The sequence below is a fragment of the Kiloniella sp. EL199 genome, from assembly GCF_900313065.1.
In the GTDB taxonomy this organism is placed as follows: domain Bacteria; phylum Pseudomonadota; class Alphaproteobacteria; order Kiloniellales; family Kiloniellaceae; genus Kiloniella.
The window spans coordinates 445,503-472,447 of the sequence record NZ_OMPU01000010.1 but is presented as its reverse complement, the minus strand read 5'-3'; the positions used below and the strand labels follow the sequence as shown (position 1 = coordinate 472,447).

The window sequence follows — 26,945 nt, the reverse complement described above, 5'->3', positions numbered from 1 at the left end:
ATTCCACTATGCCCTTTAATCAAACTCTGCATAACACAATGCTAACAAAAGCAATCTGTTTCAGCATTAAATAACTATCGCTTTATTTCATTATAAATTCCTTGGATAATAATAAAAAATGCATCCACATAAAAAACGGCCTAAGCCCAGAAGAAAATTTGGTATGAGAAGAGAACAGGGGGCGAAAGAAGAACGAGCTATGGAAAAATCAAGTATTAAATATGGTGGCGATGGCAATCTTGCTAAGAGAGTTGCAAGCTTGTTGGAGGTAGATATTGCAAACCTGAATAATCATGCAAACGATCAGAATGATAAAAACAGTCCGCAGAAGCCCCTCTTCAGTGCAAAGGATTTTTCCGTTTTTGACCACCTCCATTCCAGAGGACGCGCCTCTACACAGGAACTCAGTGAATATCTTTCCGCACATCCCGGATCCAAACTTCTGGATATTGGCTGTGGCATTGGTGGGCCAGCCCGTTTTATCGCTGAAAGGTTTGTCTGCAAGGTTTATGGCATTGATCTGACTAAAGATTTTTGTGAAACAGCCATTCTATTAAACCGCCTTTGTGGGCTGGATAAACGTATTGACATTACACATGGTAATGCCTGTGACATGCCCTATGACGATGGTCATTTTGATATCGTCTGGACCCAGCATACATCCATGAATATAGCTGATAAAAAAACTTTTTATTCAGAAATCAAACGAGTTCTCAAACCCGGTGGTACCTTTTTATTTCACGATATATTTTCCAACGACACCCTTAAAACAAGCGAAGAACGACAAATCCAGCTCCCCGTTCCCTGGGCAAGCCAACCGGAACACAATCACCTGATCACTGGGGAAGCCACTCGAGATATATTGAAAGACCTTGGATTTCATAGGGAAATCTGGACTGATGTAACAGCAGAAACACATCTGTGGTTTCACAACTACAGTGCAACGGATAATGATGACCACAAACTATCAAAAGAGCTTAATCCAGCACTTTTCATCGGCAAAGACTTCCCCGAACGCGCCAAAAATTTGAAAAAAAATCTGGCATTAAACAAAACATCCGTCATTCAGGGTGTTTTCAGAAAATGTTAGGTGCTCGGCGATATTCCGCCAAGAAAATATTTCCTCTTTCGCAAGTAACATTCAAGAGAAAGCCATCACAATGCTAACACCTTTCCATATCGCGGTCCCGGTTCGGGATATTAATGAAGCCAGAGAGTTTTATGGCACAAAAATGGGGTTCTCCGAAGGTCGAAGCAGCGATAAATGGATTGACTATAATATGTTCGGGCATCAATTCGTGGTTCACCTGGATGAAACATTGGGGAAAGATGGTAGTGTTGGACAAATTCGAAATGCCGTTGATGGGCATGGTGTACCCGTTCCCCATTGCGGAGTTGTCTTGCAAATGAAAGATTGGCAAAACCTCGCTGAACGCATGCGCAATATTATTGATGACTTTATTATAGAACCTTACATTCGCTTTGAAGGAGAAGCAGGAGAACAGGGTACCATGTTTTTCACTGATCCCTCTGGAAACGCACTGGAATTCAAAGGCTTCAAAGATATTGAAAAAGAGCTTTTCGCAACCTGAGTGGTAAATATTTGGAAAATTTTGCATCTCCCGACTTGTAAGTGTTGGAAATGAACACCAAAAAGGGCCGCAAAATGCGACCCTTTCTCTTCTTTGCTTTCGGATGGAATCTATCGGGGAATAGAAAACCCGAAAGCCCAGAATTGGTTTTACGCCCCAAAAGAAGAATTAGTATCACTCATTAGAAATAGTAGCTGAGGCGAACCTGAAGATGATCATCCCGGCGAACATCGTATTGGAGCTCTTTTGCTGTTAGACCATCTGTAATCCGTAACTCGGCCTCGATTGTCCACCTGTCATTCAGGCGTCGATCTGCCTCGATAGAAAAACTCCGGGCATGGCTTAAACGATCAACAATAACACCTGCGAGAAAATCTGTATCTTCAACATCGTTCAGCGTGATGCGTGCCCCAACAAAGATATCATCATCCAGCACTGCGCCCGGCGCTTCATCCTGATCACGACCATCATAATGATATTCTGCCAGTAACCCCAGGTCACCAGAATCACCAATAATGCCAAAAAAAGTATATTCAACGCCGCCCGAAAAGGCGATGAAATCATCCCCCTGCCCCCGGCGATATATACCTTCCCCTTTCCAGAGCCACTCATCAAAAGTGGCCTGAACATCAATGGAGCTTTGATTAATAATATCATAGAAGGGAATCAGTCTTGGTTGACCATTACCATCTGGCTTGACGACAAACCGTGGCTCTCTACTTGTCCCATAGAAATGAGCAAGTCCCAGATCCCAATCTCCGAGAACCGTTGAATAGCGCAGAGCAAAATCAGGATGGAACTCTTCCAGATCCGACTCATATTCTGCACTATCCGTATCCACCGGTAATGCAGACCTCAAGCGCCCCTTCCGTCCCGGAAAAGTACGTTCGCGGAAATAGGGCATGGCGAAGATGTTAATATCACCCCAGCTATTCTGAATACCCAGGTTGACCATGGGTTGACCAAGCTTATCTTCACCATCGACATCTTCAACACCATCAGTCTGATTGATAATGTCGACAAGGTGTCGAGATTCTGTGACCCCCCAAAAGACCTTATCAGCCCCGACTTTCAAATCCCAACCATCATCAATATGTTGGTATTTCAGTTCACGGATATCTCCATGACGCCGTTCATCATCCTGCGCATCCAGTCTGAGGAAGGGCTTAAAATCAATACGGTCATCGCCAGCATTCCATTCCATCAGAAATTCCGGTTCAAGAACGATTGATGGATTCAAGTGTTGATCCCGTTGTCCGCTGTGCAGGGCTGAATCAGGAAAAACTCGTAAGTCAAAACTCGCAGAACCAGAGTATTCCCAATAAATATCGCTTTCGACTTCATCTGCCTGTTCTTGAGCATACGCCTGACTCGCAGATACAGCAGAAAGAATAGACGCCCCCAATGAGACGGCCCCGGTTACAATAATCAGGGCGGCCAACTTGATCAGCTTCATTTTTCTAAAAAGGATGAAACGCGATCTCATCTACTCACTCTCTTATCTCACACGCTTGAGCGTATTTTTGGTAAGCTCGCTATCCTTCAAGCCCTTCTGGAACTCAATTTTGGAAAAGACCAGTCGTGTTTTCTTACCTGTCTGGTGATTTTCCATGTACATGTTATACGGACGCCAGTATTTATCGAGGTGTTGCTTAAAGTCTGAAGATGTCAGTGTTTTCAGCAACTTGCCCTTACGGTCATAATAGTCGATTTTCTGCTGACGATATTCAGCCAGATCATACCAAGTGATCATCTTGGTATAGCCAGAATTTTCATAGGTCGGCGTTTGCTCGACAACCGCACACTGCAATTCACCACAGGGTTCGTCTCGTAACCATTTGTAGGTATATTTTTTCAACTCCTGCGCAGACAGATCCTCATACGCAAACTCTGACCCTAAAAATGGCCCGGATTTATTCTTGGATGAAATACGCTTTACACGTTTCACAGCTGGCAAATACATCCATTGATCATCAGGATCAAAGATCTTTGCAAAGCTCAAGAAAGCAGTTCCTTTGACATCCCTTGGCTTGTCAAAAATCGTGAGACTTTTATCACCTACGTCATGGCCTGGAACTTCCAGAGTCTTTTGACGCATCTCACGAACAGATTTATCACCATGACGGTTTTCCAACTGCATTTCCATATAGGATTCAGTATCACCAAATCCCCAATCACGGCGATCCCACTCCTCGGCAATCTGAGTTCCCTTTGCAATATCCGCAGCTTCATCAGCCAGTGCGGCGCTAGAAAGCGCCGTACCGGAAGTGAATGCCACAAGGGAGAGAGAGAAAACGGTCGATAATAGTTTTTTACTCATTTTTAAAAACTCCAACTTCTTTATTCAGCTGGCGCAGCTGGCGCTGTGCTAGTGGCTGTTGCCTTTTCTCTATCGAACAACATCAACAGTGGCGGCAGTAACAGAAAATCAATGAACAGGGCGATGGCAATTGTTATAGCCGTCAACAACCCCATATCTGCATTCACTGCAAAGGTTGACAGGGACAGGATCGCAAAACCGGCAACCAATACAGCCGTTGTAATCCACAGCGCACTACCCACAGTCCTGAAACCATAGCGGACAGCATCCGCAGATGACTCACCGCGCTCTTTCCGGGCACGGTTATACTTGCTCAGGAAGTGAACTGTTGCATCCACGATCAAGCCAAGTGACGTCGCCGCGATCACGGAAACCGCAAGACCAACCTGACCAACAAATAATCCCCAGACGCCAAAGGCCATAATCGCAGGAACCATGTTCGGGATCAGACTAATGAGACCAAGCTTGAGGCTGCGCAAGGCAAATACCAATGAAAGGGAAATCAAGACAAAGGCCAACGCTGTACCACTCAACATGGATTTGATGTTACGATCAGCAAGGTGTGCAAACATTACTGCGGCGCCGGAACCATCAGCCACCATATACCCGGGGACATTATCCTGCAGCCACTGTGTTGATTCCAACGCAATTTCCCGCATATCGTTGGAAGAAACATTATCCAGTGTGACCGTCATCCGGGATGCTGATTTATCGATATTAATCTGACTGTTAAGATCAAGACCATAAGGCAAAGACATTTCATACAACAGCAGATACTGTGCTGCGAGATCACGTTCCTCTGGCAATCTGTACCAGCTTTCGTCATCCCCATGCATTGATTTGTTCAGGCGTTTGAGAATGTCAGTGATCGAATTCACATGAACAACCTCTGGCTTGTCACGCAACCAGTTCGCAAAATTTTCCAGATGTGCCAGATATACTGGGCTGGAAACACCACCTGATTCTTCAGCATTGATCGAAAATTCAACCTGATAAACCCCGGTCAGGTTATCCCGTGTAAAGTCGCTATCAACACGGAAAGGAACAGTGGTATCGAAGTATTCTATAAAACGGTCATCAAGCTCAATTTTTGAGATGAAAGACGATGTCCCAACAACGATCAGCCCCATGCCCAGCAAAAGCTTTGTTCTGTGGCCAATTACAAACTCGCCAAGACGCTCCATGACAGATGATTTCCCCGTCACAACAGGCTTAACCCGAACAGGCATCACTGCAATAAAGGCAGGCAAGAAAGCAATAGAAATAATCCAGGCTGCAATAACCCCAACAGCCGCAATATTGCCAAGGTCGTGGAACGGTGGCGCTTCGGAGAAATTCAGGCTAAGGAAACCAATAACAGTTGTTAATGATGTCAGAAATACTGGCTGCATATTAACGCGTAAACTTTCCACAATAGCATCCCGCTTTGCAGTACCGTGACGCATTTCATGGAACATTGTCACCAGAATATGCACACAGTCAGCAATAGCAATTGTCAGGATAATTGTTGGGGCCATTGCGGATGGTGGTGTCATTTTGATACCCGCAAAACCCGCAGCCCCCATTGCCACCATCGTCGAAAAGATGGTCACCAGCAACGTGCCCAAAGTCCCGGTAAAGGAACGCAGGAAAGCCACGAGAAAGATGATGATCACAAGGAACATCAAAGGTGTCAGTGTGCCCATATCTGCCATGGAAGCAGCCGGGAAGGCATTACTTAATGGCGCAAGGCCTGTGATCGCCACTTCAAGTTCCGGGTTAGCAGCCTCAATGACTGCAGCCATGTTTTCCGCATACTTTACAGCCTGATCAAGAGCAACCGCATCATCTGGCGGCAGTTGAAGGGTAATCTGTACCCCTGTTGTGGTACTGTCTTCGGAAATAATCCGCTTTGCCAGCGCAGGCTCACTCAACGCAATTTGCTCTATCCGGTCCAATCCGGTCTGACTTAAACCGCCGGTTTCTTCGACCAGATCAGCAACAGTCAAATCGTCTTCAATAGCTTCCGTATGCTGAAAATTGGTAATGGAATCCACACGAATAGAATAGGGGATTTGCCAGGACTCTTCTGTAAGATCCTTTACAACTTCCAACCACTGTGTCGTGAAGACCTTGCCATTATTTGGCTTGAGGACAAACAGAATATTATCAGTTTTAGTATAGATATCCTGCAAACTTTCGAATGCATTCAATTGCGGATTGTCGTCGCCAAAAAAGACACGATAATCACTTGTAAAGGAAAGAAAACGTCCGCCTGATGCGACACCAAGCGTCGCCAAAATTGTGACCAGGAGGACGAGCCAGCGCCAGCGAATTATGCCTTTTGCATAACTGACTGACAGGCGGTCCATAAAATTGCTCATTTGCCAAGCTCCGAATAGATATCGCTTTCTTCCAAGCAATCATAATTCTTTAGCTTTTACCGAAACTATGACCTCTGAAGCACGACAAGACTAAAACAAATTCAGTTTTATACGCACCAAAGATCGCTTTTGTTTTGGAAATCAAACGTTTTCCGGTATTACCTTAACTTGAAACATGATCACTAATGAAGTAAACTAGTCGGTGTAGTTTACTTATTTCTAATTCAATGTAAACTACACGGTGTAGTTTATTTGGAGTCGAATTTGACAAAAGATAATTGTATCCTAGGTACACTGGGGCATAGGGCCTCAAAAAAAGAAATAAATGCTGATCAAGACTCGGTTCAAAATCCATCAAGCTGGGACCAGGACAGGTGTCTTTTTGCATCACTTGGTCAAAAATTAAGTCGTTCGGAACAAAAAAGAAACGACATTCGAAACGCTGCCAGTGAAATTTTTATTACACAGGGCTTCGAAGCTGCAAGTATGGATAAAATTGCAGCACTTGCCGGCGTGTCAAAGCGTACCGTTTACAGTCACTTTGGTTCTAAAGAAGAACTTTTTGCACACACGATTACCAATTTTTGCGATCTCAAGCGTGAAGAGCTTGATGTCAAACCAAACCATAACCTGCCGTTGAAAGAGTGCCTTGTAGAATTGGGCACAAAGTTTCTTCATATGTTGCATTATCACGGCAGCGTTTCGCTTTTTCGCATCCTGATTTCACAGGCAGAAACTGACCCATCTCACGGCATCGAATTTATGAAACAAGGGCCTAAAATTTCCCGCGAAATTCTTGCAGCCTATCTGGAAGAAAAGATGGCCGACGGTGAAATTGACATCGCAGACCCAATCGAAACCGGTCAAAGTTTTTATTCCATGCTCTTCGGTGCCCGATATCTCGACTGCCTCGTCACAGGTGCACCACCACCCTCCCCCGAAGAGATTGACGCGATTGTGGACAGCACAGTCGAACGCTTTATTTATGGGTTGAAAGTTAAAACAAAGAAATAAACGAAAACAACAAGCCACTCGAAAACGACTTGTTGTTTGTGTCTATCCGGATAGTATCAGTCTAACTTAATCAATATCACCCTAATCAATATCAAAGGTAATACCCTGAGCCAGCGGCAATTCTCGGGAATAGTTCACAGTGTTTGTCTGACGACGCATATAGGCTTTCCACGCATCAGAGCCACTTTCTCGACCACCACCTGTTTCCTTTTCACCGCCAAAGGCACCACCGATTTCTGCGCCGCTTGGACCGATGTTCACATTTGCAATGCCGCAGTCTGACCCGACATCGGAAAGGAACTGTTCGGCCTCGCGCACATCCGTGGTGAAGATGCATGACGAAAGCCCCTGCGGGACATCGTTCTGTATTTCTATTGCCGTCTCGAAATCATCATACTTCATGGCATAGAGTATGGGAGCAAAGGTTTCTGTCTTCACGACATCATTCTGTTCCTGCATCTCAACAACAGCCGGACGGACATAAAATCCACCCGGGAAGGTATCTTCCAGCTCACGGTCCCCACCGTGAACAACACCACCTGATTTCCTGGCGGCAGCTAGCGCACTTTGCATAGCATCAAAAGATCCTCGATCTATCAGCGGTCCAACAAGTGTCCCCTGAACCAAGGGATCACCAACCTTGACAGACTGGTAGGCAGAAATCACACGCGGCATTAGCTGATCATAGATATCTTTGTGTACAATCAACCGACGCAAGGTTGTGCAACGTTGCCCCGCAGTTCCGACAGCTGAAAACAGAATAGCACGAACAGCCATGTCAAGATCCGCACTCGGCGAGACAATCATCGCATTGTTGCCCCCCAACTCCAGAATAGATCGACCAAAACGTTCAGCGACTTTCGGCCCGACTAGGCGTCCCATCGCAGTACTCCCTGTAGCAGAAACAATTGGAACATCGTCACTACTGACCAAAACATCACCAACATTGCGACCACCAACAATTACCTGATGTAAATCTTCCGGTGCATCATCACCAAAGCGGGCAACAGCCCGTTTGAATATTTTTTGGCAAGCCAGGGCTGTTAACGGTGCTTTTTCCGACGGTTTCCAGATAACTGAATTCCCGCAAACAAGGGCAAGCGCTGTATTCCAGGACCAGACAGCAACCGGGAAGTTAAAGGCCGAAATAACGCCACAGACACCTTGTGGATGCCAGGTTTCCCGCATGTGATGACCAGGTCTTTCAGAAGCAATTGTCAATCCATAAAGTTGACGCGAAAGCCCGACAGCAAAGTCACAGATATCAATCATTTCCTGTACTTCGCCCAGACCCTCTTCATAAATTTTCCCGCATTCCAGTGTGACAAGACGGCCGAGGTCTTCTTTGGATGCACGCAGTTCTTCGCCAAGAAGCCTGACCAATTCCCCCCGTCTAGGCGCCGGGACCTTTTGCCATACTTTAAATGCATTTTTCGAAGCAAGGATAACATCAGTAACTTTGTCAGCAGAAATCTCATGGACTTTAGCGATCTCCGAACCATCAACAGGTGATATAACACAAAGGGAACCGCCCAAGGTTTCTTCTTTTGTCAATTCCAGGCGCTGAAGGATATCAGTATAACTCATTTCGGTTCTCTCAATAAAAATTGTCAAAAAGGCGAACTTGACGCGCTGATTGTATACTTTCTAAAATATTAAATTAATCAGATCCTAAAAATTCACAATAAAGGAATTATTGCAACCCCATAATATAAACTCATGAAGTTAACCACACAGGAAGTGATTAAAGGAACACAAAGCAGATTAGCATGATATTACTTATCAGACCGACTTATCAGAAGTTCTCCTAAAATATAAATAGCATTTTTAATTAATTTTTTCACTGGACCATGACAGGATAGAGCGCAAACTCAGCTTATTATCGGTTAGCTCCCCCTCTTGCGCTTTCAGTAAAATTCTCACCCGTTGATAGCACTTCTCACTATAGTATTGCGTAAGAATTACAAATCCAATTTTGGACAACTCAGGAAAAAGTCCCAATACTTTCAAAAAGGCCCCCGTTGCACATGGGATTTGCTTGCACATGGGATTTGCTCTTTGAAGGCTATACCCCGAAAAATGTACAGTCTTTATTTCCCGACCATAGCATATAGCTTGCTTGTTAAAGCAGTGCAGAATCCTGATACCCGAACATGCTTTTCAAATTTTCAAAACAGGAAAAGAGGGACTAGATTGGCCCAAGCAATCAAAATAGATCTTGTTCAAGCTGACAGACGAGCATCCACGTAGAGCGTATCACGGCTGGTTCTTTCCAGATTAGTCATGACTCTATAAGTTTCGTCAATTTCCTTGAGTGCCAAAACCTTCTCGGGCTTCCCATCTGCAAGGATTTCCCCTTCCTTGATCAGCACAAGACGATCACAAAACTGAGCAGCAAGATTAAGATCGTGAAGTGCTGCTATCACAATCATGTTCTTGTTCCGCATAAAGGCACGGATCGTCGAAAGAATTGAGAGTTGATGATGCAAGTCCAGCGCAGAAGTCGGCTCATCCAGTAAAACCAGCCGGGGTTCCCTCACTAGCGTTTGAGCCACAGCGACCATTTGCGCCTGACCACCACTCAACTTTGAAATACCGCGATCAGCCAGATGCGATAACCCCAAAGCATTCAGAACATTAGAAACGCGTTGAAGATCATCTTGCTTTACCCGCCATCCCGTCATCTGTTTTAAAGCTAGCAACACGCATTCGAAAACAGTCAAAACCGCATTACATCCATAAGATTGGGGCATATAGGCTACAACTCGGGATCGTTGCCCGCGACTTGCACGTCTAAGATCCTGTCCATCAAGAGTAATTACCCCATCAGTTGGCCTGACAGCTCCGGCGATTGATTTGAACAAAGTTGATTTACCTGATGCATTCGGGCCAATAAGCCCTACAAATTCACCCCCCGATACTTTTGCAACAGAAACACCTTTTAGGATTTGCTTTTTCCCATAGCCAGAACAAAGTTTGGAAATTTCAAACGTCATGACAACCGCTCCTTTCGGGTACTGAGGATAAGCGAAATGAAAACAGGAACACCGATCAAGGCAGTAATAATACCAATCGGATAAATGATTCCCGGGGTTATCATTTTACTTATGATGGATGTAAGCGAGAGAGTCAGTGCACCGACCAGAGCAGAAAGCGGAACAAAGAAGCGTTGATCCTCTCCGACAATTAACCGGGCAATATGAGGGCCGACCAAACCGACAAAACCGACTGTGCCGACAAAGGCGACCGCAGTTGCAGCGAGCAAAGAAATGACAATCAGCATCTCAACCCGCAACCGGGCGACATCAATGCCCAGACTGATCGCTGTGTCATCCCCCATTCGCAAGGCTGTCAACTGCCAGGTTCGATAAAAGCTATAGGGAAGTGCCAAACTTAAGAGGATTGCCCCCAAAGATATCTTCTCCCAGCTTGCACGGGAAAGAGATCCCATCATCCAAAAAACGATACGAGCCAATTCATCTTCGGAAGCCATATACTGCATCATGGCAAGCGCCGCGTTAAAAGCAAAGAAGACAGCTATCCCGAACAGGATCATCGTCTCGGTACCAACCCCTTTGATACGGGTTGCAACCAAAATGAAAACGCACGTCATCAACGCAAAGACGAAGGCATTAAAGGTCACCAACAATGGCCCAAGATTGGGTACAATGCTCCAGCCAACAACAATGGCAAGAGCCGCACCAAATGAAGCTGCAGAAGACACCCCTAATGTGAAAGGTTCGGCCAAGGGATTATTCAGCACTGTTTGCATCTGTGCCCCGGCAAGCGCCAGAATGGCACCGACCAATACAGCGGTAATCGCAATGGGCAAACGATAATCCCAGATAATAACCTCTAGCTTTATTCCATGTGCTTGAGGGTTTAGCAGTGTTTCAAAAACAACAGAAAGCGGAAAGTTTCCAGGGCCATTAGCCACATCAAAAACAAAAGAGGCACACAGTAAAAGTGTAACGCCCAACAAGATTATATAACGATGCCTCAACTGTCGGCGATACCCTATCTGAACAGTTGTGCTTTCATAAGTACTGATAGCAGCATCCACCTCGTCTGCACTGCCAAACTTTTCAGGGCTAAAAGACATTACCGTTCTTTCTGAATACATACTCTAAAAAATAAACACTGGGCACAGAGCTAAAAATGCCCCGTTATATGTTCAACACCAAAGAGCAAAAGACCTGCGAGATATAGTGCCCCCTGAAAATTAAAGGAGTATCACAAATCTCGCAGGCTTCATTTCAGGAGTTACTGTGTTGCTGGCAAAGATCCCCAGAACACACCGCTATAGTCAATCGGGAGGAATTTGTCATGTAACTCAACAAAGGTCGCTTCCGGATCGAGGTCGGCAAACTTCTCTGGATAGAACCATTTAGCGAAAGTCTGTAACGCCACGAAATGATAAGGGCTGTTATAGAATTGGTGATAGATAGAATGAAAACGTCCTGATTTCACAGCCTTTAGCTCGCTCCACCCTTTGCGACCCGCCAAGGCTGCCAATCTTTGATTCACCAGATCTTCACTTGCTTCATAGCCAAACAAAACCGCCATCGTACCGGGCTGAGCTTCTGACCAGTTTGCACCTGTTCCCATGATGATGTCCGGATCGTCTGTAAAGATCACTTCCGGGTTCACTTTTCCCTTTAGTCCGGGGAATTTTTTCGTTCCCCAGTTCAATCCCCCGGCCAGATCAACAAGACGCCCCAGGTTAGCACTGCCGTAAGTGGTGCAACACTTGTCTGGATTGTATCCCGCCGCATTTTCGATAAAGACAACTGGTTTGTCTTCGTCTTTGATTTCTGCGACGCGTGAAAACACTGTCATCATGTTTTTCTGATAGTAATCAACAAACTCGTCTGCGTTATCGCGCTCGTCAAAGACACGCCCTAAAATTTGCAAACTTGGAACAGTATGTTGAGTTGGACGTTGACGGAAATCCAGGAAAACCACAGGGATACCAGCTTTATCCAACTTGTCCAGAAGGCCACTTTCCTGCGCCTTTAACAGATTACCAAGATTGAGAAAGACAACATCTGTATCCAGCGAAATCACTGTCTCCAGGCTATATTCAGCAGCATAGGGACTACCAAGGTTCTCAATGTTTGCTACCTCCGGAAAGCGTGCCATATACTTGCGATAGGCATCGGGATCATAATTAATCAAATCATCTTTCCATCCAACAACCCGCTTGAAGGGATTTTCTCTATCGAGAACAGCGATGGAATAGATCATACGCCCTTCACCCAGAACAATCTTCTCCGGGTTTTTTTCCACTTCTACAGTACGCCCGGCAATATCTGTAATCGTTACTTTGTCGGCCAAGGCCGCACTTGATGATACAGCAGCAAGACCAACAGTCATTGCCAAAGTCGCCGCAAAACCGGTAGCAGCAGCTTTTAATTTCGTGATTTTCATTTGATTTCCTCCAACGGGGTCAAGTCCCGCATTCAGCTTGCAGGAAAAAATAAGAGCTATTTTAACCCAGAGCATCGACCAGAAACATAGAACGGAGGCAGGATACTTAAAATAAATGAGAATGCAAATGATTCGCAATAAAAATTTCTTATCAAACATGCTATAACGCCAATCTGTCCCTATCAATAAATTCACATTGGCTATATCCATCAGCTTTTTTGCTTGATAGTGTGATGAATACACCCCTTTTCTGGATCCTCCCACCATGACGATAAGCAAAAAACCTCTTTGGTTAATACTCGCACCTGTTGCCTTTACATTTTTATGGGCAGGGGGATACGGCGTTGCCAAGGTAGGACTACAATATGCGGAACCGATGACGTTACTTTCCATGCGGTTTTCATTTGTCGTGATTTTACTGGTTCCTTTTTATCTCTTTTTCAAGCCATCCCTGCCTCAACGGATTGCTGACTGGGTTCATCTGGTTGTCGTAGGGATTCTGGTACAAGCCGTATATTTTGGATTTTGCTGGTGGGCGTTCAGATCTGGCGTATCGGCTGGTGTTTTGGCTATTTTCATGTCTTTGCAACCCATCTTCGTTGCCATTTTGGCCCCAAGGCTTGCAAAAGAAAAAGTTAGCTGGTTCCGCTGGCTCGGGCTAATACTGGGACTCACAGGAGTTCTGATTGTCATCATCGCCAGATCAGACATCGAACCCCCAACTCTGATCGGTGTCAGCTTTAGTGTATTGGGGTTATTGGGGATCACCAGTGGTGTAATCTATGCAAAACGCTTTGGCGGCGGCTACCATCCGATTGTTGCCAATATGGTTCAATATGCCGCTGGTTTTGCGGTTGTAGCCCCCATTGCCCTGACCTTCGAAACCATGCAGATCAACTGGACTGTTGAATTCGTTGCCGCCCTTGGTTATTTGGCAATTGGCAATTCAATTCTGGCCATGAGCTTGCTTCTTGCCATGATCAGGGCCGGAGAAGTGTCAAGCGTTTCGTCCCTAATGTTTCTCGTGCCTCCACTTGCAGCTTTGTTCGGATGGTTACTTCTGGGCGAAGAAATGCCCCTGCTCGCTTGGGGTGGGATGACTGTTGCAGCTATCGGCGTCTTGATCGTCTCGAGAAATCGAGTTGTTTAGTCTTCTATTGGGCTTCACCTGTCTTTTCACGAACGGCTTTAAACGCATCAAGGTAAAGCTTGTCTAACTCTCCATTCTTGCGCAGAAGTTCTATTTCCTTGTTAAGGACAGGAACCAGATCTGCATGACGTTTATGAAGATAGTGAAACAAGGATACGACTTTCAGGGCCGGACCATGCGTTCTTATATTTTTCCCTTTAAAATTTTTGAGAACTTCAAGACCACCGATCAAATCGGTTGCAATAACTACATCAACATTTCCCGCATCCAGTTGCTTGAACATGTCCCCCACTGAACTATAAAGCGACGGATTTAAACCTTTTGTAACTTCTTCGGAAATGAGCACGCCTTCTTCAATACCAATTCTTTTGTTTTTCCAGCTATCAACCGTAGTTAAAAACCCTTTTTCACGATTGGTATAGATCCGAAAACTAAGATCTACATGCGGGTAAGCTAGCTGGATCAAATTTGGATACTCCGACTCTAAACCGGCCCGGCGCATGTTTTCGCCGTCTGTTATTCCAGCATTGGCGTTTTCCAAAGACTCGCGCCCAGGATAATCGGCAAAAGAAACATTATATCCTATACGGCTATAGATTTTCTCTAAAACGTAGGAAATGACAATATCGCCATCTGTACTATTAAGTCGTGAAATAACCAGTTCTTTTCCCGAGGCTGTTGCTACCTCAGCTACACACAGCGCTTTCACATAGAAACAAACGCTAAACACAGAAATCCACAACAGTTTCATCGGTATCTTTTTATACTCTTATGCAGCATTACAACCAAAACCACACGCACTTTTGTACTATGATAACCACTATATACATTTACCTGAAGCCTGTTTAACAAATCAAAAATGGTAAAGTTTATCGCTACGCTGACTGAGCCTGTCTTACATCCCTTAAAAATTTTTCAACAGCCTGTTGGACCGTTTTGGTATTGTCAGAAACAACATTAACAGCCGTCACAACCTTTCCCGCTTCTTTTCTCGTTTGATTTGCAGCAGAACTGACCTGTTGTATATTACTGTTGACTTCAGACGTACCACCAGAAGCCTGTTCGATATTTCGGGCGATTTCCTGCGTGGCAACACCTTGTTCTTCAACGGCGGAAGCAATCGCAGTCGCAACATTCTTAACGTCACTGACCGTCACCGCTATTTCACTAATACCGGTAACTGCCGTCGCAGAAGCCTCTTGGATAGAAGCAATCTGATTTGTAATTTGGTCTGTTGCCTTTGCTGTTTGTGATGCAAGGCTTTTTACTTCTCCGGCGACAACGGCAAATCCTTTCCCTGCTTCGCCAGCTCGTGCTGCTTCAATCGTCGCATTTAAGGCTAGCAAATTTGTCTGCTCAGCAATAGAGGTAATCAAATCAATGATTTTGCTAATCTCTTCTGTGGCAACCGCAAGCTGTTTTATGTTTTCTTCGGTTTTATTGGCTTTGATAGATGCGTCATCAGCAATTTCGACTGATCCTTGAACCTGCCGATTAATCTCCCCAATCGATGCATTTAACTCTTCGGCTGCAGCCGATACAGTAGATACGTTGGATAATGCATCATCCGCAGAGGTCGCAACGGATTTTGCAAAACGCCCGGTCTCATCCGATAGTTGTCCCAGACTATCAGCAGTTATACGCATGTCTTCAATTTCAGTTCCCATTGACTTTATTGCGATACCAATGACCTCATCAAAAGTCTTGATCAACTCATCATTCTTTGCCGCCAGTTCAATTTGTCTCGCTTGTCGATTATTTTCCGCCGCAGTTAGTTGTTCTGACCTAATCATATTTTCACGGAACAATACAACAGCCTCTGTAATATTACCTATCTCGTCTTTACGAACAGCTTCAGGAATCTCGAATTCACGTTCCCCCTGCATAAGGCGATGCATGATTTTCACAATTGCTGTCAATGGACGCAGGGATTTTCGAAGATACCAATAAATACCGGACACCAGCACCAGCAACGTAATAACAAGGACAGCAATTGTGATCTGGCGAATAATTAAGGTTTCTGCATACACTTCAGTAACATCAAAAAAGGTAACCCAAGTACCCGCCAATGAGCCATCAACAAAGTTTAATGGCCTGTATATAACTTCATAAGTAAGATCATCAAAAGAAATAACCTCTGTTCCAGATTGATTTTGAATAGAAAATTTTGGACCAAAATCAGCCCATATATTTTCCGTTGTTTCGCTATATAGAGATCCATCAGGCCTAAGAAAAACACTGTCAATTGATGTGTCAGACTTCAATTCGATAAAGGCACTATTTATATCTTTTTGTAAAATACCGATACCGATAGGTTTCCCCCGCAAATTGATTCCACTTGCAACAGAAATATAAATATGACCCGATTTATCTTTATCTATCCCACTTACAATCTTGCCAGTTTCTATAGCTTCATTGACAAGTAAGGAAGCTGTTTGTTGCCCGACAATGTTTTCACCTTCAGGCGAAAATCTGAGAATTCCTTCCATATCGGCAACTTGCAAACCATCCACTAATCCTCCTGCGCTAAAGGCAGTAAAGGTGGTAACCACCGATTCTGATACTTTATCCCACTTTTTCTTTGATAAAGCCTTTTTAAGTTCTTTGTTTCGAGCAAGCTTTGGCAATGCTTCAGTCATTGCCTGTTGTCGTACTGCGACCGTTTTATTAAACAACAAATTCTGGGAAGACATAGCAGTATCATCGTATCTCTCTTCCGAAGCTGAAAGAGCAATGTAACCCGCCCCTAACATTACAAGGACAACAGATAGCATAGCACCAAGAGCAGCGATCAAAACTCTGACACGCAACAACATTTTCTTTTCCCCCAAAACGACCCGTGTACATGTACAAGAGATGAGCACCTGCCCACCTCTTGTATTTCTCTAACACCTATTCAACAGGATAACCGGCTGTCTTCCATGCGGGGAAACCATCACGGAAATAGAAAACATTGGCAAATCCCCATTCAACGGCTTGTGTTACTGCTTTCGCTGAACGCAGACATTTTTCACCATTACAGTAGATAACAACTTTGGCATCCTTCTCAACTTCTTCGCTTAAAGTTTGCTCACTGTATATTTTTTTTAACTCAATATGAATCGCATCAGGTACCCGACCGGCTTCCCAATCAGAATCTTTTCGTACATCAACAAAATATACACCCTCATCAAAAAGAGCCTTTGCCTCTGTAACATCTACTGTTTTTGCACCAGAAACCTCCAGTGGTGATATTTCATCCGCCTGTACATTTGCTATTAAAAACATAGGAAAAATAACAGTTAAAACACGAAAAAAAGATTTCATTTTACTCTCCACAATCATCACACACTTAATTAAACACAAACATCTAAACAAGCACACCAAACGTACTTGGACATATCCAGATTACCTGTTAGAGAAAACCTTTTGTTCGATAGCTTTCTGCTCGAATGTGAGGAAATTGTTCATTTATTCATAACACTGTGCAAGCAAAACAAAACCAATGGCATCATTCATTTGATGCTCTTTACAAGTTATTTTTCCGCCCCATTTATCCTGCTTTCACAAAGCATAATATTGTATTTTCCCCCAATCCAGAACCTGAATCAAAGGGTATTATAAGTAGTATTTCTTTCAAACAAGTTAATGGTGCATTTTATATGCATATTTAATTCTAAACAAAAAAGGGTAGACAAAGCTACCCTTTCAAAACGGTCACTTATTTTTTGGACAGTACTACTTTTTAATAGCGGCTTGCGCTGCGGCAAGGCGAGCGATTGGCACACGGAACGGAGAACAGGAAACGTAGTTCAAACCGATCTTCTGACAGAAATTGATCGACGCCGGATCACCACCATGTTCACCACAGATACCAAGTTTGATACCGTTCCGGGTTTTACGTCCACGCTCCGCAGCAATTTCAACGAGTTCACCAACACCTTCCTGATCAAGAGAGATAAAAGGATCCTGCTCGATGATACCGTTACGCTCGTAAGCACCAAGGAAATTACCCGCATCATCACGAGACAAACCAAAGGTCGTCTGTGTCAGGTCGTTGGTACCGAATGAGAAAAACTCAGCCTCTTCCGCAATATCCGCAGCACGCAGAGCCGCACGCGGTAGTTCGATCATCGTCCCCACAAGGTATTTCATCTGCACACCTTCGGCAGCCATCACTTCTTTGGCAACACGGTCGACAAGAGCCTTGAGGATCTCTAGCTCTTTTTTCATACCAACCAACGGGATCATCACTTCTGGTTCAACCGTCTGACCTTCGGACTTTGAAACCTGCGCTGCCGCTTCAAATATTGCTCGAGCCTGCATTTCATAGATTTCCGGATAGGAAATTCCCAAACGACATCCGCGATGTCCAAGCATCGGGTTTGTTTCCGACATCTTTGCTGCACGCGCATGAAGCTTTTCAATCGGTACACCCGCAGCATCAGCAACATCCTGCATCTCTTCCGTGCCGTGTGGCAGAAATTCATGCAGTGGCGGATCTAGCAAACGGATTGTAACGGGCAAGCCCGCCATAATTTTGAAGATTTCAACAAAATCTTCACGCTGCATCGGCAGAATTTTATCCAGAGCTTTACGACGTCCAGCTTCATCATCAGACAAGATCATTTCACGAACGGCGACAATACGATCTGCATCAAAGAACATATGCTCGGTACGACAAAGTCCGATGCCCTCTGCTCCAAAACTGCGCGCTGTGCGGCAATCATTAGGCGTCTCGGCATTGGTACGTACCTTCATTGTCCGGATGCTATCTGCCCATTCCATAAGCGTGGAGAAGTTACCAGACATTTCCGGCTGAATTGTAGGGATTTCCCCCAACATAACCTCACCGTTACTGCCGTCGATGGTAATGATATCACCAGCCTTCAGTTCTTCGCCGCGGACAATCATAGTCTCGTTTTTGTAATCCATACGCAGATCACCCGCACCGGATACACAAGGGCGTCCCATTCCGCGAGCCACAACAGCCGCATGTGACGTCATGCCCCCACGAGAAGTCAGAATACCTTTGGCAGCGTGCATACCATGAATATCTTCAGGCGAAGTTTCTGTGCGGCAAAGAACTACATCTTTACCAGACTGGGCCATCTTTTCAGCTTCATCGGCAGAAAAAACAATCTGTCCGGATGCCGCGCCAGGTGAAGCCGGCAAACCGTGCCCTATGACATTACGTTCCGCGTCAGGATCAAGTGTTGGGTGCAACAGCTGATCAAGTGCTGCCGGTTCAACACGGCCAACAGCTTCTTCTTTTGTGATAAGACCTTGGTCAACCATATCAACGGCGATCTGAAGGGCCGCAGCCGTTGTACGTTTACCGGCACGTGTTTGCAGCATGAAAAGCTTATTGGACTGAACCGTGAATTCGATGTCCTGCATATCGCGATAGTGCTTTTCAAGAATATGACGAGTTTCATCAAGCTGTTTGAACACCTCTGGCATTGTCTCTTCCATAGATGGAAGGTCAGAATTCTGTTCTTCTTTGCCTTTGATCGTCAGATTTTGCGGCGTACGGATACCCGCAACCACATCTTCGCCCTGCGCATTGATCAGGTACTCACCATAAAAAGCATTTTCACCTGTGGATGGATTACGGGTAAAGGCAACCCCTGTCGAGCAGTCATCGCCCATATTACCAAAAACCATGGCCTGCACGTTAACCGCCGTACCCCACGCTGCAGGGATATCATTCAATTTACGATAGGTTGTTGCACGGGCATTCATCCAGGAACCAAATACAGCAGATACCGCGCCCCAAAGCTGTTCTTTCGGGTCCTGCGGGAAAGGCTTGCCGTATTCTTCTTCAACAATCTTCTTGTACTGGACAATAATACCCTTCCAGTCTTCAGCGGAAAGCTCCGTATCAAGGATCAGGCCATTATCTTCTTTGTGTAGCTCAAGTATTTCTTCGAAGAAGTGGTGATCAACTTCAAGAACAACATCACTATACATCTGGATAAAGCGACGATAGCTGTCATAGGCGAAACGTTCATCACCAGATACCTTGGCCAGACCTTCGACGGTAATATCGTTAAGGCCAAGATTGAGGACTGTATCCATCATACCGGGCATAGAAGCACGTGCGCCAGAACGGACAGAGACAAGCAGAGGGTTCGCGTTGTCTCCGAATTTTACACCAACAATATCTTCTATCTGGCCGAGGGCTTCATCAACCTGACCAGAGAGATCATCCGGATAGTTTCGATCATTATCATAATAGGCCGTACAGACTTCGGTGGAGATGGTAAAACCGGGCGGGACCGGAAGCCCCAGCGATGACATCTCGGCAAGGTTAGCGCCCTTGCCGCCGAGTAGTTCCTTCATGTCGGCTTTGCCGTCAGCCTTGCCATTACCGAAACTGTAGACCCATTTGGTCATGTTCTCATCTATCCTTCTATTCGTGAGAAGTCTGCAACCTGCCCCAGGATCACACCAATCCGAGATAACAAGCACAGACGGTTTTTTCGTAAGGCCGGATCATCATCGTTCACCGTTACCTTATCAAAAAACGCGTCCATCGGAGGACGAAGTCCGGCCAAAGCCGCCATCGCCCCGGTGAAATCTTCACGTTCCAGTGCCTTTGTGGCTTCCTGGGAAGCTCCTTCCAGAGCCTCGTGCAACGCCTGTTCTTCAGACTGTTGCAACAACACGGTATCGACTGTCGCATCGAATACCGTTTTATCTTTTTTCTCTTCGATCCGTACAATGTTCGCGGCCCGACGATAAGCGGCCAGAAGGTTGGCCCCGTCATCGGTTTTCAGCAATCCGGCAAGTGCATCAACACGAGCCAGCAAACGAACCAGATCATCTTCGTCCCCGAGGGCGAAGACAGCCGTAATCAGATCATGACGCACCCCTTTATCCTTCAAGGCGACCTTGAGGCGATCAGCAATAAAGGACATCAAACCATCAATGGTTTTATCTTCAGGTTGCGTCAACTGGCCTGTATAGGCCGAGAAGCTTGCAGCGAATGCTTTGCGCAAATTAATCTGCAAGTTATTTTCTGTAATCAGGCGAATAATGCTAAGTGCAGCACGACGTAACGCAAAGGGGTCTTTTGAGCCCGTTGGCAGTTCATCAATACCGAAGAAACCCACCAATGTATCAATCTTGTCTGCCAGCGCTACCGCAACCGAAATTGGTGCAGACGGACAGCGGTCAGACGGACCAAGTGGCGAATAGTGTTCGGCGATTGCCTCTGCTACTTCCGAGTTTTCCCCGTCGTGAAGTGCGTAATAGCGGCCCATAACGCCCTGTAACTCGGGGAACTCATACACCATTCCCGTCGTCAAATCTGCCTTGGCCAGTTCAGCGGCTCTACGCGCCTGTTTGGCACCACAGCCCACCTGTTCTGATAAAGCTTCTGCCAAATCCTGTACGCGGGAAATCTTTTCGGCCAGCGTCCCCAGTTTGGCTTGAAACACAATAGAAGAGAGAGCTTCTACACGACTGTCCAGTTTGTCTTTTTTATCCTGATCCCAGAAGAATTCTGCATCGGAAAGGCGAGATGCCAGAACGCGCTCGTTACCAGAGATGATTGTTTGACCGCCATCAACGGTTTCTGTGTTCGCCGCAAAAACAAAGCGGTTCGCCAGTTTACCGTCACCATCAAGAACAGAGAAATACTTCTGATGCTCTTTCATTGATGTGGACAGCACTTCATGAGGCACAGACATAAAGCGGTCTGCTATTTGGCCCATCAACAGAACAGGCCATTCCACCAAACCAGCCACTTCATTCAGAAGTCCCTGATCATCTTTTAAGCTCAACCCCTCTGCAATACACAACTCTTTGGCTTGAGTTTCGATTAGATCGCGGCGCTCGTTCTCGTCCACAAGAACTTTGGCGAGACGAAGTTTGTGCAAATAATCATCCAGATTTTTAACTTCGAACCAATCCGGTGCCAAAAAGCGGTGACCACGGGTCTGGTTACCGAAATCCAGCGTCTGATTTCCGAAATCGAACAAGCCTTTGAGAGTTTCGCCTTTGAAAATAGCAAGAATGGAATGCAGCGGACGTACCCAGCGGAAAGAGTTTCTCGACCACTTCATGGATTTCGGCCATGGAAAGCTCTTTAGTGTTTCAACAATAATCTCAGAGAGAACTTCCGTGGTGTCACGTCCTTTGATTTCATTGACCACAAAATAGAAATCACCTTTGGGTGTATTCCTGACTTCAGCCTGATCAATAGACGTCAGGCTGTTGGCCTTCATAAAGCCTTCGAGTGCCTTTTCATGCGCACCGACTTTCGGGCCTTTTTTTTCTTCACTGACATCAGGTTGCTTTTCAGGCAAGCCATCAACGACCAGTGCCAAACGGCGTGGTGTCACAAATGAACGTGCATCAACATAGGCAAGACCAGCCGTTTTTAACTGATCACATACAATTTTCTTAAGATCGGCCGCAGCCTTCGCCTGCATGCGTGCCGGGATTTCTTCCGAGTGAAGTTCAAGTAGAAATTCAGACATACCCTTAGGCCTCTTCCAACTGGGTTTTATTCCAGGCTTCGCAACATGCTTTTGCCAACTCACGTACGCGACCAATATAGGCCTGACGTTCCGTCACGGAGATCACACCGCGGGCATCGAGCAAGTTAAAGAGATGACTGGCTTTCATACACTGATCATAGGCAGGTAGAGGCAAGAGATTACCTTTTGCCTTACCGTTCTTCTCGGCATTGGCTTCGCCGAACTTCAAGATCCGCGCACATTCGGCTTCGGCATCCTCAAAATGCCTGAACAATTCGTCGGTCGAAGCAATTTCAAAGTTGAAGGTAGAGAACTCTACTTCGTTTTGATGGAATACATCGCCATAGGTTTTCCCGCCTTCTTCGGCAGAAACTCCATCCCAATCAAGATCGTAAACGTTTTCAACACCTTGAACATACATAAAGAGACGTTCAAGACCATAGGTCAGTTCCAAAGGAACCGGATTACATTCGATACCGCCAACCTGTTGAAAATAGGTAAACTGGCTGACTTCCATGCCATCACACCAGACTTCCCAACCAAGGCCCCAGGCCCCCAGTGTCGGGCTTTCCCAGTCATCTTCGACAAAACGAAGATCGTGCTTGGATGAATCAATGCCAATGGCATCCAGCGACCCCAGATAAAGCTCCTGCGAATTCGCAGGGGATGGCTTCATGATAACCTGAAACTGGTAATAGTGCTGCAAACGGTTCGGGTTATCCCCATACCGACCATCAGCTGGACGGCGACACGGTTGCACATAGGCAGCGCGCCACGTATCTGGCCCCAAAGACCGAAGCGTTGTCGCAGGATGGAACGTCCCTGCCCCGACCTCCATGTCATAGGGCTGTAGAATAACGCACCCTTGACGTGCCCAATAATCCTGAAGCTTGAGAATAAGGCGTTGCACACACCGTTCAGGGTCAACAATGACCTTCGTCTTCGCCTTGGCTTCCATAGTAGCTAGAGCCGGGCTTTTAAAGGTGTCGGACTTTTTAACGTCGGACTGGGACATATCGTTATGGGTCATTTTGCTGCAGTGCGAAATTTGAATGAACTTATAATGACCAGCATTTGGAATCAACAGCCACAATGCCGGAGTCGAGATATTTTTTGACGCTTCTAGCCGTTGCCACCGCAAGAGCATTTACTCTTCGCAGGGATATAGGCTTTGCAAGCCGGACACTGAACCATATCCAGTGATCCGTTATCATCTTGATTTCCTTGGTTTTGGCTTGGCGTACGCCCAGTGTTTTCCCCCATATTTTTCTGGCCGCCATTACCACGAGATTGCTCACGTCGTCCCGCAGCTTTGAAAAACAGGTAAACCCCGGCAATAACCAATCCGAGTATCAATAACTTACCTATAGAGGGTATTCCGAACATACTATCCTAACCATACCGCGTATTGCGGTCTTTTTATTTAAAGGGAATCCGGGACCATACTATCCCGAATTCCACTCTTTGCTTTGGGCGATATAAAGCCCCGACAGCTTAAAGGCCGTAACGATCCCAGTGAGCGCGCTCTTCAACAGCCGCCATCATACCGCCAGCAATAGCAGCGGCATTCACTCCGCCCAAACCAGCTAATCCGGCATTTTTCAGAAGAGCATCACCACCGCCAAGGCCCAATTTTGTCTTGAGCCAACTGCGTTTACCCTCAACCTTGATGAGCTTTACTTTCTCGCCATATTCAAAGCGCATGATCTGATGCATTGAACCCAGACCATCAATCAGACCGTATTCTTTGGCTGTAACACCTGTCCAGAACTCACCGGAAAAAATCTCTTTTTCATCGACTTTGAGCTTGCCTGTGCGACGTCCACGAACCCAATCCATAAAGTTTTCATGGATTTGTGTCAAAATACCCTTGAGGCGCTTTACGTCTTTGGGATTTTCTTTTTCAAAGGGATCAAGTGTTGATTTCAAATCACCTGCCGTACGAACACGACGTTCGATACCGTACTTTTTAATCAATTCTGGAAAACCGAAGCCAGATGAAATCACACCAATTGATCCAATCACAGATGATTCCATGGCATAGATTTCATCCGCAGCACAAGCCAGCCAATAACCACCTGAGGCAGCAACGTCTTCGCAGAAAGCATAGACCTTAAGCTCATGTTTATCGGCCAGATCACGAATCAAGCGTCCAATCAAGTCAGATTGAACAGGTGATCCGCCCGGGGAATTGATCGACAGGGCCACAGCCTTGATGCCATCCATTTTAAAAGCTTCAGTCAACTGATCTTCGACAGAGGCAAGAGTAAGACCGGATCGCATTGGCCCTGCGGCACCTATCACGCCATTAAGCGCGACCACAGCAACCTTTGCAGGTGGATTACGAAAACGTTCGACAGGTAGTTTAGCTAACAGCTTTTTCAGCTTCATAATGTGCCTTATTAAAATTGTTCCCAAAACTTGTAACTGTTGAAAAGAAATCCCACAACCATGAACAACCTTACTTTATGGACCAAACGCAAAAAATCTTTTTGCTTCCTAAAGTGGGAGTGCCTGTCCCCTTCTCAAAGCCCCGTCAATAATATCCGTATAGGAGCCATCAGTTTCATGCAGTTTATGCCCGGCTGTTATAATCATAGGCTTTGATATCCCTCGGCGGGCACGTACAATGACCCGCTTGGCTGGCTGTCCGTCATAAGGCCACAAGGGGCATACTTCAATTGCCCCGGCTTTTTTCTCTCTAAAGACAGACAGAATTTCATCCAGACGGTCAGCTCGATGAATAATGGTAACAGCACCTTTAGGTTTAACCAGCTTCAATGATGCCAACAACCAGTCACGTAAGGTGGCTTCACCTTCATGATTGGCAAGCAACTTAATCGGATCCGGGGATCCGTGCGAAGTCCCTTTTGGCATAAAGGGTGGATTGCAAATAATTTGATCAAAAGATCCCAGAGGCAAATCATCAGGTAATTGTAAAAGATCTCCATTAACCAGGGACCAGCGATCTTCCAGTTGGTTTGTTTCTTTGTTTTTTTGTGCAATTTGAAACAGAACAGCTTGTAATTCCAGTCCCGTTACTTTTGCTTCTGGTTCACGGCCCATCAAACAAAGGCCTGCGGTTCCAACACCACTGCCCAAATCCAGAATTCTCTCTCCGGGGTTTGCAACGACAGTTGCCGCCAGAAGTACCGCATCAATACCTGCGCGATATCCCTTGGCAGGCTGGAAAACCGTTATTTTACCGCCAATAAATTCATCTTCCGTCAGGTCAAAATCTTTGAGAAGATCCTTTTTTAGAAGGTTCTTGGAAAGGTCAGACATCAGTACTTTCCTCTATCTCACCCGCATCACCCAGTACACGACGTGCACGCGTGGCATCTTCTTTCAGAACCATAACTCTTCGTTGGATTGCCCCAATTGATCCTTCGATAATAGAAGCATGTTGGTCAAGCACCACGCATTCTATTCCCGCATCAGACAACAAAGCCTGAAGCCAGGATAGTTTGACGATATCATTGGTACGATAAATTTCGATCACATCTGCCAGCCCGCTTAGATCCAGTTTACTAAACCCGGAACTTACTAAACCCGGAACGCTTTTCACAAAATATACTTAACAGTGAAAATTGTGACTCATTGTTCACCACAGGAAACTATCGTCCGAACAGGCGCGCGGCAAGGGAAGATCACAGCTTATCCCTGACAGTTTCGGATTGCCCCTCAAAGAGGTGTCTTTTTTTATCAATTGCCGTACCTAGAAAATCCATACAGGCCCGAATACGCCCAACCTTGCGCAAATCAGGATGCGTTAAAAGCCAGAGTTCATTATCAAATTCTTCCAGCGGCGCCTTAAGTGCCAATAAAGTAGGATCAATTGCAGCCATAAAACAGGGGAGGATAGCAATACCCCCACCATTGCGTACAGCATCCGCAACTGCAAGCAGGCTGTTATATCTGGTTTTCACCTGTGCGTAGAGGTTATTATCCTGAAGCCATTTGTAGATCCGTAAATGGGCCAGGCTTTCATCCGGACCAATCCAGTTCAGTCCCGTTAGCTTATTCAGGCTTTCAACCTTACGATTATTTTCCAATAGATATTGATGATCCTGCACCCTGCCGTATACGCCGACATGGATATCCGCCATCTTTCTGCCTACCATATTATCCGGGCTGATTTTACTGGGACGGATCGCAATCTCGGCTTCTCGCTTGTTCAGGTTAACCAACTCATTGGAACAACCTATTTCCAATTCTATTTCAGGGTAGGTTTTTTGCAAATCGGCAAAAATTGGCGACAGAAAATTAATTAACAGCGTATCCGTTGTTGTAATCCGGACCAGACCACGAGGTTGTAGTTCTTCCCCCAGAATCTGACGTTCTAAAACCATCAGATCCTGATCAAATTTTTCAGCCAATCCGGTTACAGATTCACCCGCTGTTGTAAGGCAATAACCGCCCCTGTTACGCTCAAAGAGCTTGACTTCCAGCTTTTCTTCGATGTGGTTTATATGTCGAAAGACAGTCGCATGACTTATCCCCAATTGTCGCGCAGCACCGGATAAAGAACCCGATCTGGCAACTGCCAGCACTGTTCTTAAATCCCGCCAATACTCACCCTGTTCATTCATGCAAATATAATTTTCA

General features: G+C 45.7%; 22 protein-coding genes. 4 read left to right on the top strand and 18 right to left on the bottom strand.

What is annotated here, in order from left to right; genetic code table 11:
* Positions 1-163: 163 nt before the first annotated feature.
* Both D9A03_RS10635 and D9A03_RS10630 read left to right on the top strand, forming a co-directional pair.
* The gene (locus tag D9A03_RS10635; RefSeq protein WP_162938084.1) at positions 164-1,090 is read left to right on the top strand and encodes a class I SAM-dependent methyltransferase; all 927 of its coding nucleotides are present in this window, start codon (positions 164-166) and stop codon (positions 1,088-1,090) included.
* A gap of 70 nt (positions 1,091-1,160) precedes the next feature.
* Entirely contained in the window at positions 1,161-1,592 is a 432-nt protein-coding gene (locus D9A03_RS10630) for a VOC family protein (RefSeq protein WP_174233647.1), read from the top strand.
* Positions 1,593-1,773: 181 nt separating this feature from the next.
* Here the strand turns inward: D9A03_RS10630 and D9A03_RS10625 are convergent, their stop codons facing one another.
* The 3 genes from D9A03_RS10625 to D9A03_RS10615 are packed head-to-tail and all read right to left on the bottom strand — an operon-like array spanning position 1,774 to position 6,275.
* Entirely contained in the window at positions 1,774-3,078 is a 1,305-nt protein-coding gene (locus D9A03_RS10625; protein WP_120497156.1) for a hypothetical protein, read from the bottom strand.
* A 12-nt stretch (positions 3,079-3,090) separates the two neighbouring features.
* A complete protein-coding gene (locus D9A03_RS10620) occupies positions 3,091-3,912 on the bottom strand; it encodes an outer membrane lipoprotein-sorting protein (protein ID WP_120497155.1) in 822 nt (273 codons plus the stop codon).
* A 20-nt stretch (positions 3,913-3,932) separates the two neighbouring features.
* Complete coding sequence (locus D9A03_RS10615) at positions 3,933-6,275, bottom strand: RND family transporter (RefSeq protein WP_120497154.1); 2,343 nt, start codon at positions 6,273-6,275, stop codon at positions 3,933-3,935.
* A 264-nt stretch (positions 6,276-6,539) separates the two neighbouring features.
* Between D9A03_RS10615 and D9A03_RS10610 the strand changes: the two genes are divergently transcribed.
* On the top strand, positions 6,540-7,289 hold the full coding sequence (locus tag D9A03_RS10610; protein WP_162938083.1) for a TetR/AcrR family transcriptional regulator: 750 nt from the start codon (positions 6,540-6,542) through the stop codon (positions 7,287-7,289).
* Positions 7,290-7,370: 81 nt separating this feature from the next.
* Here the strand turns inward: D9A03_RS10610 and D9A03_RS10605 are convergent, their stop codons facing one another.
* From D9A03_RS10605 to D9A03_RS10585, 4 genes are all read right to left on the bottom strand, one after another.
* Complete coding sequence (locus tag D9A03_RS10605) at positions 7,371-8,876, bottom strand: aldehyde dehydrogenase family protein (RefSeq protein WP_120497152.1); 1,506 nt, start codon at positions 8,874-8,876, stop codon at positions 7,371-7,373.
* A 635-nt stretch (positions 8,877-9,511) separates the two neighbouring features.
* Positions 9,512-10,285 carry an ABC transporter ATP-binding protein gene (locus D9A03_RS10595; protein WP_120497150.1) on the bottom strand — a complete coding sequence of 258 codons (774 nt, stop codon included), beginning with the start codon at positions 10,283-10,285 and terminating at the stop codon, positions 9,512-9,514.
* Positions 10,282-11,391: an iron ABC transporter permease gene (locus tag D9A03_RS10590; protein WP_120497149.1), complete on the bottom strand. Its 1,110-nt coding sequence runs from the start codon at positions 11,389-11,391 to the stop codon at positions 10,282-10,284. The genes D9A03_RS10595 and D9A03_RS10590 overlap by 4 nt, the downstream gene beginning before the upstream one ends.
* 161 nt (positions 11,392-11,552) lie before the next feature.
* Entirely contained in the window at positions 11,553-12,719 is a 1,167-nt protein-coding gene (locus D9A03_RS10585; protein WP_120497675.1) for an ABC transporter substrate-binding protein, read from the bottom strand.
* Between the two features lie 265 nt (positions 12,720-12,984).
* Between D9A03_RS10585 and D9A03_RS10580 the strand changes: the two genes are divergently transcribed.
* Positions 12,985-13,869: a DMT family transporter gene (locus D9A03_RS10580; RefSeq protein WP_120497148.1), complete on the top strand. Its 885-nt coding sequence runs from the start codon at positions 12,985-12,987 to the stop codon at positions 13,867-13,869.
* Between the two features lie 4 nt (positions 13,870-13,873).
* Here the strand turns inward: D9A03_RS10580 and D9A03_RS10575 are convergent, their stop codons facing one another.
* The 11 genes from D9A03_RS10575 to D9A03_RS10520 form a co-directional block, all read right to left on the bottom strand.
* Positions 13,874-14,620 (bottom strand): ABC transporter substrate-binding protein, encoded by a 747-nt coding sequence (locus tag D9A03_RS10575; protein WP_120497147.1) that lies wholly within the window; start codon positions 14,618-14,620, stop codon positions 13,874-13,876.
* 124 nt (positions 14,621-14,744) lie between these two features.
* Positions 14,745-16,685: a methyl-accepting chemotaxis protein gene (locus tag D9A03_RS10570; protein ID WP_120497146.1), complete on the bottom strand. Its 1,941-nt coding sequence runs from the start codon at positions 16,683-16,685 to the stop codon at positions 14,745-14,747.
* Positions 16,686-16,761: 76 nt separating this feature from the next.
* Entirely contained in the window at positions 16,762-17,175 is a 414-nt protein-coding gene (locus tag D9A03_RS10565) for a rhodanese-like domain-containing protein (RefSeq protein WP_120497145.1), read from the bottom strand.
* A gap of 411 nt (positions 17,176-17,586) precedes the next feature.
* Positions 17,587-20,247 (bottom strand): pyruvate, phosphate dikinase, encoded by a 2,661-nt coding sequence (gene ppdK / locus D9A03_RS10555; protein WP_120497143.1) that lies wholly within the window; start codon positions 20,245-20,247, stop codon positions 17,587-17,589.
* A gap of 8 nt (positions 20,248-20,255) precedes the next feature.
* Positions 20,256-22,337, bottom strand: a complete 2,082-nt coding sequence (gene glyS / locus D9A03_RS10550) for a glycine--tRNA ligase subunit beta (protein WP_120497142.1) — start codon at positions 22,335-22,337, stop codon at positions 20,256-20,258.
* A 4-nt stretch (positions 22,338-22,341) separates the two neighbouring features.
* The gene (locus D9A03_RS10545) at positions 22,342-23,295 is read right to left on the bottom strand and encodes a glycine--tRNA ligase subunit alpha (protein ID WP_120497141.1); all 954 of its coding nucleotides are present in this window, start codon (positions 23,293-23,295) and stop codon (positions 22,342-22,344) included.
* A gap of 164 nt (positions 23,296-23,459) precedes the next feature.
* Entirely contained in the window at positions 23,460-23,723 is a 264-nt protein-coding gene (locus D9A03_RS10540; protein ID WP_162938082.1) for a hypothetical protein, read from the bottom strand.
* Between the two features lie 108 nt (positions 23,724-23,831).
* Positions 23,832-24,728, bottom strand: coding sequence for a S49 family peptidase (locus D9A03_RS10535; RefSeq protein WP_120497139.1), 897 nt, complete (start codon positions 24,726-24,728; stop codon positions 23,832-23,834).
* Between the two features lie 108 nt (positions 24,729-24,836).
* The gene (locus D9A03_RS10530; RefSeq protein WP_120497138.1) at positions 24,837-25,622 is read right to left on the bottom strand and encodes a tRNA1(Val) (adenine(37)-N6)-methyltransferase; all 786 of its coding nucleotides are present in this window, start codon (positions 25,620-25,622) and stop codon (positions 24,837-24,839) included.
* Positions 25,615-25,905, bottom strand: a complete 291-nt coding sequence (locus tag D9A03_RS10525; RefSeq protein WP_371682953.1) for a DUF2007 domain-containing protein — start codon at positions 25,903-25,905, stop codon at positions 25,615-25,617. The genes D9A03_RS10530 and D9A03_RS10525 overlap by 8 nt, the downstream gene beginning before the upstream one ends.
* An 82-nt stretch (positions 25,906-25,987) precedes the next feature.
* Positions 25,988-26,929 (bottom strand): LysR family transcriptional regulator, encoded by a 942-nt coding sequence (locus tag D9A03_RS10520; protein ID WP_120497137.1) that lies wholly within the window; start codon positions 26,927-26,929, stop codon positions 25,988-25,990.
* Positions 26,930-26,945: the final 16 nt, after the last annotated feature.